Source organism: Ralstonia flatus (assembly GCF_958439105.1).
Classification (GTDB): Bacteria; Pseudomonadota; Gammaproteobacteria; order Burkholderiales; family Burkholderiaceae; genus Ralstonia; species Ralstonia flatus.
Genome location: NZ_CAUDLI010000002.1, coordinates 290,790 through 307,295, shown reverse-complemented (window position 1 = coordinate 307,295; position 16,506 = coordinate 290,790). Strand labels below are relative to the sequence as shown.

Below are 16,506 nucleotides of genomic sequence, written 5' to 3'. Positions count from 1 at the left end.
TTTTTCTATTGCCCGGGCAATCGAGCGCCGCCAGCCCGAAGCGCCGCACGCGAGCAACGTGCGCCTGCGCGCATAGACGAAATTACACAGCGCACCCGCAGGTTGCACACGCTGCACGTGTTATCGCAGCGCACACATCACGTCCGGCCTAGGCGGCGTGAGCGACGAGCCACCGTCTTGTCAGCGTCTGTCTGACTGGCATAGGTCTTGCGCGAGGAGGTCCATCGCAAACCTCCGCCGCGCATCGGCGCCCTCCACTGTTCATCAGCTGGATGACGGCCCGGCAGGCGAATTCCCCCGGGAGCATGACCTTGTCGCTGAACGTTCTCTTCGTCGCTTCTGAAGCAGTGCCGCTGGCCAAGACCGGCGGACTCGGAGATATGGTCGGAGCATGCGCGAGCGCGCTTCGACGCGCCGGCATGAAAGTCACCGTGATGCTGCCGGGCTATCCCGACGCCATCACGCAGTTGCAGCACACGCGCACGGTGTGCGAATGGACCGACCTGCCCGGCGGCCCCGCGCGTCTGTTGAGCGGGCACATGGGCGCCCAAGGCATTCCGGTCCTGCTGTTCGACGCGCCGGCCCTGTTTGCGCGGCCGGGCAATCCGTATCTGGATGCACATGGCGAGCCGTATGCAGACAACGCGCTGCGCTTTGCGGCGTTCAGCCAGGCCGCTGCGCGCGTCGCCGCCGGGCTGCCGGGTGTGCATCGCTCCGACATCGTGCAGGCGCACGACTGGCACGCGGGGCTGGTGCCGCTGTTCGTCAAGCGGGCGCAGGTGCCGGTGAAGACGGTCTTTACCGTCCATAACCTCGCGTTCCAGGGCAATTTCCCGATGCACGTGGTGCTGGACATTGGCGTGCCGCCCGATGCGGCGCACGAAGCCGAATTCTGGGGCCAGTTCAGCTTCCTGAAGGCGGGCCTCCTGTGGGCCGATCGCATCACCACGGTGAGCCACGCCTATGCGCGCGAAATCCTGACCGACACGGCGGGTTGCGGCATGCAGGACCTGCTGCGCGCGCGACAGCAAGACCTGGTCGCCATCCTCAACGGCATCGACAACGATGTGTGGAACCCGTCGAAGGATCCGCTGTTGCCGCAGCCGTTTATGGCGTCCAACCTGAGCGGCAAGCACACCGCCAAGCGCGTGCTGCAGCAGCGCTTCGGCCTGCCGGAAGACGCCAAGGCACCGTTGCTGGCCCTGGGCAGCCGCCTGACGCATCAAAAGATGGCCGACGTGACGTTGCAGGCGCTGCCGCAACTGCTCGAATCGAACCCGCAATTGCAGGTGGCCGTGCTCGGCTGCGGTGAACACGCATACGAGACCGGCATGGCGGAACTGGCTGCGCGCTATCCGCGTCAGGTGGCCGCCAAGATCGGCTACACCGAGGCCTATGCCCACCTGCTGCACGCCGGCGCCGATATCCTGCTGCATGGCAGCCGCTTCGAACCGTGCGGCCTGACGCCGCTCTACTCGATGCGCTACGGCACCGTGCCGATCGCCTCGCGCGTGGGCGGCCTGATGGACACCATCACCGACCACGGCTCGCCCGAAGCCGCCATGCACGGCGCCACAGGTTTCCTGTTCGACGGCGACACCGCCGACGCCATGGTCGCCGCAGTGGAGCGCGCGTTGCACGTCTTCGCCCAGCCGCAGGCGTGGCGCATCCTCCAATACAACGGCATGACGACCGACTTCGGCTGGTCGCAACCTGCCCGCGAATACGTCGCGCTGTACCGCACGCTGGTGCCGGCCGCCACGCCCATGCCCGCTGTGGCACTGGTGCAGACGCCCGTCGCACCGGACGTCGTGCACACGCCCCGCCCCGACCAACCTGTGCGTACGCCGGCGCGGCGACGCTCGACGGCGCTGTCCGACGAGATCCGAGCGCACGCGGTGGCGCGCGCCGCCAGTGCCGAAAAAATCCGTGCCTGACCGCGCCTGACGCCCTGCCCCGCTTTCACGCATGCCAGAGACCAAGTCGCCCAAGCCCGCTACGCCCCGTAAAACCACTGCCGCACTGAAGGCGGCCAAGCCGCCCGGCAGCAACGCCAAATCCGTCACGAAGCCGGCCGCGCTGCCCGCCGAAGGGCCGCCGGCTGCCGTGGAAGCTCCGTATGCGCCCGCCATCTGCTACGTCCATCCACTGCAACTGGGCAGGCTCGACCGGTGGGACGGCGTGCTCGATCGCATCGCCGCACTGGGTTTTGACCATGTGTTGATGGCGCCGCCGTTTGCCGTGGGTGCGGCCGGCAACGTATTCGTCACGCGCGACCACGCGCAACTGCATGCAGCATTGGGCGGCGGGCCGGCCGACGCCGCGCTCGCCACGCTGGCCGAAAGCTGCCGCGCACGCGGGCTGACGTTGTTGCTCGACCTCGTGATCGACCGCGTTGCTGTCGACGCGCCCCTGCGTGCCGACCACCCAGACTGGTTCGCCAGCCACGCCGAAGACGGCGACGCACTCGACCCGCGCCTGCCGCCGTCGCATTTGGAGGTCGCCTCCTTCCGGCACGACGACCCGCGCACCGCCGACGCCATCCTCACGTGGTGGACGCAGCAGTTGCGCAACTGGGCCGCATCGGGCATCGGCGGATTCCGCTGCGAAGCGCCGGGCCGCCTGCCTGCCGAACGTTGGCGCACGCTGATCGCCGACGTGCGCAAGGAGGCCGCTGCCGTCCGCTTCCTAGCGTGGACGCCCGGCATGGACGGCGCGGCCATCGACGCACTGGCGGGCGCCGGCTTTGACGCGACGTTTTCGTCGCTGCGCTGGTGGGATTTCCGCGCCGGCTGGATGGTGGAAGAGCACGCCCGCCTGGCCGCCGTGGCACCACCCATCGCCGCAGTGGAAGCACCGTTCGGCACGCGCTACGGCCAGGCATTCGGCGACGCGATGATCCGCGAACGCGCCTACCGCCGTCTCCTGCACGTGGCGGACACGCTCGATGCCGGCTGGCTGATGCCGCTGGGCTTCGAACGCGGCGCACTGCTGCCGATGCTGGCCGAGCGCGGTGACCCCTCCGACCAGCAATGGATCGACGCGCATGCCGCATTCGACCTGAGCGACGCGGTGCGTGATGTGAACGCAACCATCCGGGCCGCACGCCAGACGAATACCGTCGCGCCGCACGCCGAACTGCGCATGCTGACTGGCCCCGACGCGCCCGCCACCGCGCTCTTGCGCGCCGATGGCCCGGACCTGCGCGCAGGCGATGCCGCCACACTGACGGTCATCAATCCCGATCTGCACATGGGCGTGTCGGTGCATGCCGACCACTTCCTGCCCGGCGTGGCCGGCGGCTTTACGCGCGGCGTGGCGCTCGATCTGCTGACGGAGCCGGTCGGCAGTTGCGACGACACGCTGCGTGCCAATGCCCGGCCCTTGGCCGAAATCGATCTGCTGCCCGGCGATGTGCAGGTCTGGCGCGTCTTCCGCAATGCCCCGGTGCGCGCTCCTGCGGCCGCCAAGCCCGCCAAGAGCCCGCGCGCCAAGGCCGGCGAAGCGAAGGACCCTGTCAACGCAGCCATCGCCTCGCCGCGCATCGGTATCGAACAGGTGCAGCCCTCCGTTGAAGACGGACGCTTTGCCGTCAAGCGCCTGGTGGGGGACGACATCGTCGTCGAGGCCGACGTGCTGATGGACGGGCACGACAAATTGGCCGTCCACCTGCTGTGGCGTGCACAGGATGAAGAGGCCTGGCAGCACGTGCCGATGGTGGCCCTGGGCAACGACCGCTGGCGCGGCGCATTCCGGCCGGAACGGCTGGGACGGCACGTGTACGCCGTTGCTGCGTGGCGCGATGCCTTCGGCACCTACCGCTCTGAGCTGGAGAAGAAGCACACGGCCGGCGTTGACGTGACGCTGGAGCTGGAAGAAGGCGCGCGGCTGGTCGCACAGGCAGCCGAGCACGCCCCGCAGGACGCAGCCGCCGACGCGCTGCACAAGCTGGCTCGGCTGCTGGCGGATGCCGACCATGCGCACCGTCTCAAGTTGCTGCTGGACCCGGTGACTGCACAGGTGATGGCGCAGGCCTCGCACTACCGGCCGTTCTATGTCGAAAGCGTGGCGTACCCGCTCGACGTAGAGCGCGCCGGCGCAGCGTTCGCAAGCTGGTACGAACTGTTCCCACGCTCGGCATCGGATGACGAACAGCGGCACGGCACCTTCGACGACGTGATTCGCCGCCTGGGTGCCATCCGCGGCATGGGCTTCGACGTGCTGTACTTCCCGCCCATCCACCCCATTGGCCGCACCAACCGCAAGGGCCGCAACAACAGCCTGCGTGCGGAGCCCGACGACCCCGGCAGCCCGTACGCGATCGGCGCTGCCGAAGGCGGACACGACGCCATCCATCCGCAGCTCGGTACGTTGGAGGATTTCCGCCGCCTGATGCGCGCGGCGCGTGAGAAGGGCCTGGAGCTGGCGCTGGACTTCGCCATTCAATGCTCGCCCGATCACCCCTGGCTGCGCGAGCACCCCGGCTGGTTTGCATGGCGCCCCGACGGCAGCATCAAATACGCCGAGAACCCGCCCAAGAAGTACGAAGACATCGTCAACGTCGACTTCTATGCCGACGATGCCAAGCCCAGCCTGTGGACGGCGCTGCGCGACGTGGTGATGTTCTGGGCCGACGAAGGCGTGCGCCTGTTCCGCGTCGATAACCCGCACACCAAGCCGCTGCCGTTCTGGGAATGGATGATCGGCGAGGTGCGTGCGCGCTATCCGGATACGGTGTTCCTGTCGGAAGCCTTTACGCGGCCCAAGGTGATGTACCGGCTGGCGAAGGTCGGCTTCTCGCAGTCGTACACGTACTTCACGTGGCGGCACACCAAGCAGGAATTCATCGATTACCTGACCGAGCTGACGCGCACGCCGGTGCGTGAATATTTCCGCCCGCACTTCTTCGTCAACACGCCGGACATCAACCCGGTGTTCCTGCAGACCTCGGGCCGGCCGGGCTTCCTGATTCGTGCGGCGCTGGCGGCCACGCTGTCGGGCCTGTGGGGCGTCTATAACGGCTTCGAGCTGTGCGAAGGCGCCGCGGTGCCGGGCAAGGAGGAGTACCTCGACTCCGAGAAATACCAGTTGCGTGCGTGGGACCACAACCGCCCCGGCAACATCGTCAAGGAAATCGCCCTGCTCAACCGCATCCGCCGGGCCAACCCAGCGCTGCACTCGCATCTGGGCGTGACCTTCCAGCCGGCCTCGGGCGACCAGATCCTGTTCTTCAGCAAATCGACGCCGCCCGTGCTGCCCGCGCGGTTGGAAACCTCGCAGGCCGAACTGGCCAATGCCCTGTCACCGGACCGCTTTGGTGACAACACGGTGTTCGTCGCCATCAACCTCGACCCGCACCACGCGCACGAATCCGACATCGAACTGCCACTGTGGCAATGGGGCCTGCCCGACCACGGCGCACTGATGGCCGAAAACCTGGTCAACGGCCAGCGCACGGTCTGGCGCGGCAAGTGGCAGCACATCCGCCTTGAACCCGAGCAGCCGTTTGCCATCTGGCGCGTGCGCCCGGCCCTGCCTTCGGAGGAAAACCCGTCATGACGCGCAATCCGACCGCGCTGCTGGTGGACGACGCGCTCTGGTACAAGGACGCCGTCATCTATCAGCTGCATGTCAAATCGTTCTGCGATTCCGACAACGACGGCGTCGGAGACTTTCCCGGTTTGATCTCCAAGCTCGACTACATCGCCGAGCTGGGCGTGGACGTCATCTGGCTGCTGCCGTTTTACCCGTCGCCGCGCCGTGACGACGGCTACGACATCGCCGAATACCGCGGCGTCCACCCCGATTACGGCACCATGGCCGACGTGCGCCGCTTCATCGCCGAAGCGCATGCGCGGGGCCTGCGCGTGATCACGGAGTTGGTCATCAACCACACGTCGGATCAGCACCCGTGGTTCCAGCGTGCGCGGCGTGCCAAGCCGGGTTCTGCGCTGCGCGACTTCTACGTGTGGTCCGACAACGACAAGAAATACGCCGGCACGCGCATCATCTTCATCGATACCGAGCCGTCCAACTGGACGTGGGACCCGGTCGCCAACGCGTACTACTGGCACCGCTTCTACTCGCACCAGCCCGATCTCAACTTCGACAACCCGCGCGTGCTCAAGGCCGTGATCGGCGTGATGAAGTTCTGGCTCAACCTCGGCGTGGATGGTCTGCGGTTGGATGCCGTGCCGTATCTCGTGGAACGCGAAGGCACGTCGAACGAGAACCTGCCCGAGACGCACGAAGTGCTGCGCAAGATTCGCGCGGCCATGGACGGCGAATTCAAGAACCGCCTGCTGCTGGCCGAGGCCAACCAGTGGCCGGAAGACACGCAGGAATACTTCGGTGCCGGCGACGAATGCCACATGGCGTTCCACTTCCCGCTGATGCCGCGCATGTACATGGCGATCGCGCGTGAAGACCGTTTCCCGATCACCGACATCATGCGCCAGACGCCGGAGGTGCCGCCCGGCTGCCAATGGGCCATCTTCCTGCGCAATCACGACGAATTGACGCTCGAAATGGTGACCGACGCCGAGCGCGACTACCTCTGGGAGGTCTACGCCAGCGACCGCCGTGCGCGCCTGAACCTGGGCATCCGCCGCCGGCTCGCACCACTGCTCGAACGCGACCGCCGCCGCGTCGAGCTGATGAACAGCCTGCTCTTCTCCATGCCCGGCACGCCCGTCATGTACTACGGCGACGAAATCGGCATGGGCGACAACATCCACCTGGGCGACCGCGACGGCGTGCGCACGCCGATGCAGTGGTCCCCCGACCGCAACGGCGGCTTCTCGCGCGCCGACCCTGAACAGCTCGTGCTGCCGGCCATCATGGGCTCGCTGTACGGCTATGAATCGGTGAATGTGGAGGCGCAGAGCCGCGACGCACATTCGCTGCTGAACTGGACGCGCCGGCTGCTGGCCACGCGCAAGCGGCATCGCGTGTTCGGCCGGGGTTCCATCCAGTTCCTGCAGCCCTCGAACCGCAAGGTGCTGGCGTATATCCGCGCGCTGGAAGGCGAAGCGCCCATCCTATGCGTGGCCAATCTCTCCCGCGCCTCGCAGGCTGTGGAGCTGGACCTGTCCGCCTTTGCGCAGCGGGTGCCGGTGGAGCTGGTTGGTGGGACGGCGTTTCCGCCCATCGGGCAGTTGTCGTATCTGCTCACGCTGCCGCCGTACGCCTTCTACTGGCTGGAGCTGCGCGAGAACGAGCCGGGGCCGACCTGGGCGCAACCGGCTGCAGAGCAGTTGCCCGAGTTCACGACGCTGGTGCTGCGCGCCGGCCTCGATGCGGTGGCCGACACGCGGCAGCGCGAGGCACACCGTCAGTTGATCGAACGCGAAATCCTGCCGACGTATCTACCCAAACGCCGCTGGTTTGCCGCCAAGGACAGCGTGCTGCGTAGCGCGAAATTTGCATGGGGTGCGACCGTGCCGGTAGATGCCGCATCCACCAACCGCCCGCTCGCCGGGGCGACGCGGCCTGAAGTGTTCCTCAACGAAGTGGCCGTCACGCTGGGCAGCCCCGACGGCACCGAACGCGTCGAGCGCTACCTGCTGCCGCTGTCCATCGCCTGGGAATCGTCCACGCTGCCGGCCCTGCCCATTCAGCTGGCGCTGGCGCGCGTGCGGCGCGGCCGCCATGTCGGCTACCTCACCGACGCCTTCACCACCGAAACCTTCGCCCGCGCGCTGCTCACCAACCTCGTGCGCGGCACCACGCTGGAAGCCAATGACGGCACCGTGCATTTCGAGCCCGAGCCGAACCTCGCGGAGCTGGCCCAACCTGCCGAGGCGCCCGAAGCCGGCAGCACGCGGCCTGCGCCGCTGCCGCTGGCGCCCGACACGCCCATCCAGTGGCTGGCGGCCGAGCAATCGAACAGTTCGCTGGTGATTGGCGAGTCCGTCATCGTCAAGCTGATCCGCCGTATCGCGCCGGGCATCCACCCTGAAGTGGAGATGACGCGCCACCTCACGCGCGTGGGCTATGCGAACACGGCGGCGCTGATCGGCGAGGTGTCTCACCACGCTGCCGACGGCGAACGCGCCACGCTGGCCGTCATGCAGAGCTTCGTTCCCAACCAGGGCGATGCGTGGACGTGGGCGCTCGACTACCTGCGGCGCACCATCGACGAACTGGCCGTGCAGATGGAAGGCGTGACCACGGGCGATGGCGAATCGTCTCCGGTGGCCGTCTCGGAAGCGCGCGTGGATACGGACGAGGCGTTGGCCGGCTACGTCAACTTCATCGGCGTGATCGGCACGCGGCTGGGCGAACTGCATGCCGCACTGGCGGCGCCCACCGAAGACCCGAACTTCGGCGCGCGCATTGCCGACACCGACGATGCCGCCTACTGGATCGCCCGCGTGAGCGAACAGCTCACTCGCGCGCACGACAACCTGACGGCATGGCAGCGGCAAAACCCCGACAGCCCGTTGCAAGCCGACGTGCAATGGCTGCTGTCGCAACATCAGGCGCTGCTCGACGCCGCCCGCACGCATGCCGAAGACGGCCTGGGCGCCACGCTGTCGCGCATCCATGGCGATTTCCACCTCGGCCAGGTGCTGGTGGCGCAGGGCGATGCCTTCCTGATCGACTTTGAAGGCGAGCCCTCGCGCCCCGTGGAAGAACGCCGGCGCAAGACCAGCCCCCTGCGCGACGTGGCCGGGCTGATGCGCTCGCTCGACTACGTGGTGGGTGCCATGCGGCAAAGCCCCGAACACGTGGCGGGGCCCGCGCAGGAACGCCGCAACATCCTGCTGGAACGCTTCCGCGCTGCGTCCACTGAACGCTTCCTGGAGGCGTACGCAGCCGCCATTCGCGGCCCCGATCTGAGCGCGCTGGATCAGCCCGTGGTCGACCTGCGCCTGCTGGATCTGTTCCTGCTGGAAAAGGCCGCGTACGAGGTCAACTACGAAGCGTCCAACCGCCCGACCTGGCTGCCGATTCCGCTGGAAGGTTTCACGCGGGTGGCACGTCGCCTGCTGCATGCAGAGCCACCACCGCCCGCTGCGGAAGACTCGACCGGAGGCCCACCGTGACCGCGCTCGACTTTGCCACCCCAACCCAAACCGCCACCGAACCCGAGGCGCCAATCGTCCTGCCGCCGGGCGTCGACCAGATGCACGTGGATGCGCTGACGCATGGCCGTCTGGGCGATCCGTTTGCCGTGCTGGGCCCCCATCGCCTGGACACGGAGGACGGCACGCGCTGGGTCGTGCGCGCTTTCTACCCCGGCGCGCGCCGCGTGCAGGCCATCGACTCGCGCGGCCAGATCATTACGGAGATGACGCCGGTGGGCCGCACGGGACTATTCCACGGCCCGCTGCGTGCCGATGCGCAAGACGTGTATGGCCACCCGGAGCTTTATCGCCTGCGCATCATCTGGCCTGCGGGCACCGGCCATGAAGCCGTGCAGGAAACCGAAGACCCATACGCCTTCGGACTACTGCTGGGCGACCTGGACCTGCATCTGCTCAACGAGGGCACGCACTGGGCGCTGGCAAGCTGCTTGGGCGCGCAGGCGATGCGCATCGACGGCATCAGCGGCGTGCGCTTTGCGGTGTGGGCGCCGAATGCGCAGCGCGTGTCGGTGGTGGGCGAGTTCAACCAGTGGGACGGCCGTCGCCACCCGATGCGCCTGCGCCATCAGGCCGGCGTGTGGGAACTGTTTTTGCCGAGCGGCCTGGGCGTCGGCCCCGGTGCGCGCTACAAGTTCGAGCTGATCGGCGCCGACGGCCGGCTGATGGTCAAGGCCGACCCCGCCGCCCGCCAGACCGAACCGCCGCCCGCCACCGCCTCCGTCGTGGCCGACCCGGCGCCGCTGCGCTGGAACGACGACGCGTGGATGCAAACGCGCGCCGAACGCCAGAAGCCCGACGCGCCCATCAGCATCTATGAAGTGCATGCCGGTTCGTGGCTCCGCGATCTGGAAGACGGCGGCCGCAACTTGCAATGGGACGAGCTGGCCGACCGGCTGATTCCGTACGTCACGGCGCTCGGCTTTACGCACATTGAACTGCTGCCGGTGGCGGAGCACCCGTTTGGTGGCAGTTGGGGCTACCAGCCGCTGGGGCTGTTCGCACCGTCTGCGCGCTTTGGGGCGCCCGAGGCGTTTGCACGCTTTGTCGACCGCTGCCATCAGGCGGGCCTGGGCGTCATCGTCGACTGGGTGCCCGCGCACTTCCCGACCGACGCGCACGGGCTGGCGCAGTTTGACGGCACCGCGCTGTACGAACACCAGGACCCGCGCGAAGGCTTCCATCAGGACTGGAACACGCTCATCTACAACTTCGGCCGCAACGAAGTGCGCGGCTTTTTGATCGCCAGCGGGCTGGAATGGCTGGAGCGCTTCCATATCGACGGCCTGCGCGTGGATGCCGTGGCGTCGATGCTGTATCGCGACTACTCGCGCCGCGCCGGCGAATGGGTGCCCAACCGCTACGGCGGCCGCGAAAACCTGGAGGCCGTAGCGTTCATCCAGCAGATGAACACGGTCGTGCACGAACGCTGCCCTGGCGCCATCACCATCGCCGAAGAATCGACCGCGTGGCCCGGCGTGACCGCGCCCGTGGAATTCAACGGCCTGGGCTTCGACTACAAGTGGAATATGGGCTGGATGCACGACACGCTGCACTACATGCAGCGCGACCCGGTGTACCGCCAGCACCATCACGACGGCATGACGTTCGGGCTGGTGTACGCGTTCTCCGAGCACTTCATCCTGCCGATCTCGCACGACGAAGTGGTCCACGGCAAGGGCTCGCTGCTGGGCAAGATGCCCGGCGATGAATGGCAACGGCTGGCGAACCTGCGCGCGTACCTCGCGTTCATGTGGACGCATCCGGGCAAGAAGCTGCTGTTCATGGGCAGCGAGTTCGGGCAAGTGGGCGAATGGAACCACGATGCCTCGCCCGAATGGCATCTGCTGGACGACCCGCGGCACCGTGGCGTGCAGCGGCTGGTGCATGACCTCAATGCGCTGTACCGGAGTGAACCGTCATTGCATGCGCGGGACACCGCGCCGGAAGGGTTCAACTGGGTGATTGGCGATGACCGCACCAACAGCGTGTTTGCGTTCCTGCGGCTGGATGGCGAAGGGCGGCCGATGCTCGTGGTGGCGAATATGACGCCGGTGCCGCGGGAGGGGTATCGCATTGGCGTGCCGCCGGCGGACGGGGCCACGCAGTGGCGCGAGGTGCTGAACACGGATGCTGCCGTGTATGGCGGCAGCGATTTCGGGAACGGTGGGGCGGTGGATGTGGACCACGTGGCGGCGCATGGGCAGGGGCAGTCGTTGGTGTTGCGGCTGCCGCCGTTGGGGGTTGTGGTTTTGAAGGTTTGATTTTTGTTTTGGGTTTTTGTTTTGGTGTTGGTGGTTTGCCTTTCTTTCATCCCCTGCCGGGGCTGACTCACTTTCTTTGTCTTGCCAAAGAAAGTAAGCAAAGAAAGGCGCGCCCGAGATGGCGACCCCCTCCTTGAATTTATGTCGCAGAGAGGGGAAGGGAAAAACTCGCTTCGCTCAGACAGTTTCCCTTCCTTTTTCCTCTCTGCAACAGAAATTCAAGGCGCCATCTAGGGCAGGGTACGGCCACACCGTCGTGGCACTGGCGTTGGCGTGGGAGCACACCGCCTCGTGCGCCGTGCTCTTGCTGCGACTTGGGGGTCCGCGCTTCAACTTCGAAGTTCAGAACGCGTACATCGAGGTTGTGAACGGGTGCTTTGGAGTTCAGAGACTTCGACTTTGAGGTTCGGAACCGGGACTTTCAGGTTCTGAACTCCGACTTCGGGGTTCCGAACTTGAGCTTTGGGGTTCTGAACTCGGACGTTGGGGTTCTGGACTCCGACTCTGAGGTTCTGAACCTGAATTTTGAGGTTCTGAACCTCAGCTTTGCGGTTCGGAGACTTCGACATCAAGGTTCTGAACGCCAGCTTTCAGGTTCTGAACGCCGACGTTGAAGTACTCGAACGCCAACGTTGAGGTTCTGAACTTCAGCGTTGAGGTTCTGAACGCCAACGTTGACGTTCAGAAACCCCAATCCCGGGGCTTCGAGCCTCGACAGAAAGAAGCACCCAGCGCCACGGGCGGTGCCCAGCCGGTTTGGCCGTCCCTGCCCTAGATGGCGCCTTGAATTTTCGTAAGCGGGCGGAAAAAAGAACGGGAACTGTCTGAGCGCAGCGAGTTTTCCCGTTCTCCGCCCGGTTACGAAAATTCAAGGAGGGGGTCGCCATCTCGGGCGCGCCTTTCTTTTGCTTACTTTTCTTTGGCAAGACAAAGAAAAGTAAGTCGTGCCCGGCAGGGTACGAAACAGGGATGCACCACCAAGCCAAAAAGACGCACAACGAAACAGCCTCTAATGCTCCGCTTCCCCAAAACCCTCTCCCCCGGCAAACCCTTCCCCCTAGGCGCCCAGTGGGACGGCCTAGGCATCAACTTCGCCGTCTTCTCAGCCAACGCCACCAAGATCGAACTCTGCATCTTCGACCCCACCGGCCGCAAGGAACTGACCCGCTTCGCCCTGCCCGAATGCACCGACGAGGTCTGGCACGGCTACCTGCCCGGCGTGGAAGCCGGCCTCGTCTACGGCTACCGTGCCTACGGCCCGTGGGAGCCGCAGCACGGCCACCGCTTCAACCCGCACAAGCTCTTGCTCGACCCCTACGCCCGCCGGCTGGTGGGCTCGCTGCGGTGGTCGGATGCGCTGTTCGGCTATCGGCTCAATTCCAACCGTGGTGATCTTTCATTCGACCGCCGCGACAGCGCCCCGGCCATGCCCAAGGCCGTCGTCACCGACGAGTCGTTCAACTGGGGCAACGACGTCCGCCCGAACACGCCGTGGTCACGCACGGTGATCTACGAAGGGCACGTGCGGGGGATGTCGATGCTGCGCGAAGACCTGCTGCCCCCGGAGCGCGGCACGTTCAGCGCGCTCGGCGACAGCGTCTTCATCGACCACCTGCAGCGGCTGGGCATCACCGCCATCGAACTGCTGCCCATTCACGCCTTCCTGCAGGATCAGTTTCTGGTCGAGCGCGGCTTGCGCAACTACTGGGGCTACAACACGCTGTGCTTCTTTGCGCCCGAGCCGTCGTACCTGTCTGCGCCATCGCTGCATGAGCTGAAGGTGGCGATCCGGCGGCTGCATGCGGCGGGCATCGAGGTGCTGCTAGACGTGGTCTACAACCACACGTGCGAAGGCAGCGAGCTGGGGCCGACGCTGTCGTTCCGCGGGCTGGACAACGCGAGCTACTACCGCCTCGTGCCGGGCCAGGAGCGCTACTACATCAACGACACGGGCTGTGGCAACACGCTGAACCTGTCGCACCCGCGCGTGCTGCAGATGGTGATGGATTCGCTGCGCTACTGGGTCAACGCATTCCACGTGGATGGCTTCCGCTTTGACCTGGGCGTCACGCTCGGGCGCGAGGGCAACGGCTTCGATCAGGGCTCGGGCTTCTTCGACGCCATCCGCCAGGACCCTGTGCTTTCCACCGTCAAGCTGATCTCCGAACCTTGGGACGTGGGCCCTGACGGCTACCAGGTCGGCAACCACCCGCCCGGTTTTGCAGAGTGGAACGACCGCTTTCGCGATGGCATCCGCCGCTTCTGGCGCGGTGACTCGGGCCAGCGCCCGGACCTGGCCGCGCGCCTGACGGGCAGTGGCGATTTGTTCGACCGCCGCCACCGCCGGCCGTGGGCGTCGGTCAATTACGTGGCCTCGCACGACGGTTTCACGCTGCACGATCTGGTCAGTTACGCCGACAAGCACAACGATGCCAACGGCGAAGACAACCGCGACGGCCACAACGACAACTGCAGCGCCAACTGGGGCGCGGAAGGCCCGACCGATGACCCCGCCATCCAAGCCCTGCGCGAACGCGTGACGCGAGCGCTGCTGGCCACGGTGTTCTTCTCCAACGGCACGCCGATGCTGTTGGCGGGCGATGAATTCGGCCGCACGCAAGACGGCAACAACAACGCCTATTGCCAGGACAACGCCCTATCGTGGCTCGATTGGTCGTTGCTGCAGAAAGACCCCGGGCAGGCGCTCGCCCGCTACACCGCGCGGCTGATCGCGCTGCGCAAGGCAAGCCCCGCGCTGCGCTGGCCGCATTACGTGCACGGCAACACCGAGATCCTGCCGGGCGTGCCCGACATCGCCTGGTTCGACGAGCGCGGCCAGGTGCTCTCGCCCGACGCGTGGAACGACAGCGAGGCGCGGGCGTTGGCCCTGCGCCGCGCCTGTGTCGAGACCATCGACGCGGAGGCGCGCCCGCATGTGGCGCTGCTGCTCATCAACGGTGCGGCGACGGACTTGACGTTCACGCTGCCCGAGCCGGCCATGGACTGGCTGCTCGCCATCGACAGCGCAGCGCCCGAGGAAGACGCTCGGCCGCACAGCGACGGCACGCTGAAAGTGGCGGGGCGCAGCGTTGTGCTGCTGCTTGCCACGCAGCTCGCCACGATCGCGCAGATTGCGGGGCAGCCGGATGCAGACGCCAGCGGCGAAACGCTCGGGCAGGTTCCTGACACACACAACGCACCGCAGAACGCACCACAGAACGACAGGCCCGAACAACCCGCGACCGACGACGAGCGCGCCGCACCGACCGCCGGCGAAGCCGCCAGCGATGACAATGGAGACGCCACGCGATGACCGCACCCGCCCCCCGGTTTGCACACGACATGCCGTTCGGCGCCACTGTCCTGGCTGACGGCAACACTCGCTTCCGGCTGTGGGCACCGGACGCGACCGCCGCCTGGATCGACATCGATGACGTGCGGGGCAACGAGGCCATCCGCATGGATGCCGAACCCGACGGCTGGTATGCAGCCGTGGCGCCCGTGGGCGCCGGCACCTGCTACCGGTATCGCCTCACCAATCAGGACGGCGTAACGCTGTCGGTGCCCGACCCTGCAGCCCGCGCGCAGTGGCAGGACATACCGGGCCCGAGCCTCGTCGTCGATCCGCAGCGCTACCGTTGGCAGCATGCCGAGTGGCAGGGCCGGCCCTGGCACGAGACGGTGCTGTACGAAGTGCACGTCGGCGCGCTGGGCGGCTTCAAGGGTGTGCGCGGGCGGCTGCCCGAACTGGCGCGGCTGGGCATCACGGCCATCGAGCTGATGCCGGTGGCGGAGTTTCCGGGCGCGCGCAACTGGGGCTATGACGGCGTACTGCCCTTTGCGCCCGACGCCAGCTACGGCACGCCAGACGACCTCAAGGCGTTGATCGACACCGCGCACGGGCTTGGCATGATGGTGTTTCTCGATGTGGTCTACAACCACTTCGGGCCCGACGGCAACTACCTGCACCACTACGCGCGCAGCTTCTTCCGCGACGATGTGCATACGCCCTGGGGCGCCGCCATCGATTTCCGCATGCCGCAGGTGCGCGAGTTCTTCATCCAGAACGCGCTGATGTGGCTGATGGAATATCGCTTTGACGGCCTGCGGCTCGACGCCGTGCACGCCATCACCGAGCGCGACTGGCTGGGCGAACTCGCCGCCCGCGTACGGCTGTCGGCCGAGCCCGGCCGGCATGTGCATCTGGTGCTGGAGAACGAGCAGAACGCCGCATCGCTGCTGCGCGATGGCGCCACCCATGGCGACTTCGATGCGCAGTGGAACGACGACGGCCACAACGTGCTGCACGTGCTGCTGACCGGCGAACGTGAAGCGTATTACGCCGCCTATGCGGACGCGCCCGCGCAGCGCCTGGCGCGCGTGCTGCAAGACGGCTTCTGCTACCAGGGCGAGCCGTCGCCCATCCACGAAAATGCGCCGCGCGGCGAACAGAGTGCGCACTTGCCGCCCACCGCGTTCGTGCTGTTCCTGCAGAACCACGACCAGATCGGCAACCGCGCCTTTGGCGAACGGCTGACGCAGCTCGCGCACCCCGATGCGTTGCATGCCGCGCAGGTGCTGTTGCTGCTGAGCCCGCAGATTCCGATGCTGTTCATGGGCGAGGAATGGGGCAGCACATGCCCGTTCCAATACTTCACCAGCCACCACGGCATGCTGGCCGAAGCCGTGCGGGAAGGCCGGCGCAGGGAGTTTGCCAAGTTCGCGGCGTTTGCCGACCCGCACCAGCGCGAGCGCATTCCCGACCCGAACGACGAACTGACCTACCTCGCCTCCTGCCCCGGCGAGGCCAACCTGGCCGAACCGGGACAGCTCAACACACTGAACCGCATGCACCGCCTGCTGGCGCTGCGTCACGCAGAGATCATCCCGCGCCTGCCCCAGGCACGCGCGCTCGATGCGGTAGCACTCGGCAACGCGGGAGCCCTGGCCCGCTGGCGCATGGGCGATGGCAGCGTGCTCACGCTGATGGTGAATCTGTCCGATCAGGCCGTGGCGGTGCCGACGGTGCTGGCGGGCAGCCCCGCCGATCTGCTGCACGAATCGCGCGAGGGCGCCGCCGCTGCGCTCATCGCACATCGCCTGCCGGAGCGCGCGTGCGTGGCATTGCTGCACACACCATCGCCCACCTGACC

The 16,506-nt window shown here is 66.7% G+C and carries 6 protein-coding genes; all 6 read left to right on the top strand.

The window, feature by feature from the left end; translation table 11 throughout:
* Nucleotides 1–305: 305 nt before the first annotated feature.
* The 6 genes from glgA to treZ all read left to right on the top strand — a co-directional run bounded on the left by glgA (nt 306) and on the right by treZ (nt 16,504).
* Complete coding sequence (gene glgA, locus R2676_RS05060) at nt 306–1,937, top strand: glycogen synthase GlgA (protein WP_206272988.1); 1,632 nt, start codon at nt 306–308, stop codon at nt 1,935–1,937.
* Nucleotides 1,938–1,968: 31 nt separating this feature from the next.
* Nucleotides 1,969–5,559 (top strand): maltotransferase domain-containing protein, encoded by a 3,591-nt coding sequence (locus tag R2676_RS05055; protein ID WP_206272986.1) that lies wholly within the window; start codon nt 1,969–1,971, stop codon nt 5,557–5,559.
* Nucleotides 5,556–9,050, top strand: coding sequence for a maltose alpha-D-glucosyltransferase (gene treS / locus R2676_RS05050; protein WP_206272984.1), 3,495 nt, complete (start codon nt 5,556–5,558; stop codon nt 9,048–9,050). The genes R2676_RS05055 and treS overlap by 4 nt, the downstream gene beginning before the upstream one ends.
* Nucleotides 9,047–11,353: a 1,4-alpha-glucan branching protein GlgB gene (gene glgB / locus R2676_RS05045; RefSeq protein ID WP_206272982.1), complete on the top strand. Its 2,307-nt coding sequence runs from the start codon at nt 9,047–9,049 to the stop codon at nt 11,351–11,353. The genes treS and glgB overlap by 4 nt, the downstream gene beginning before the upstream one ends.
* Nucleotides 11,354–12,365: 1,012 nt before the next feature.
* Nucleotides 12,366–14,666 carry a glycogen debranching protein GlgX gene (gene glgX / locus R2676_RS05040; protein WP_206272980.1) on the top strand — a complete coding sequence of 767 codons (2,301 nt, stop codon included), beginning with the start codon at nt 12,366–12,368 and terminating at the stop codon, nt 14,664–14,666.
* Nucleotides 14,663–16,504: a malto-oligosyltrehalose trehalohydrolase gene (treZ, locus tag R2676_RS05035; RefSeq protein WP_206272979.1), complete on the top strand. Its 1,842-nt coding sequence runs from the start codon at nt 14,663–14,665 to the stop codon at nt 16,502–16,504. Before glgX ends, treZ begins: the two co-directional genes overlap by 4 nt.
* Nucleotides 16,505–16,506: the final 2 nt, after the last annotated feature.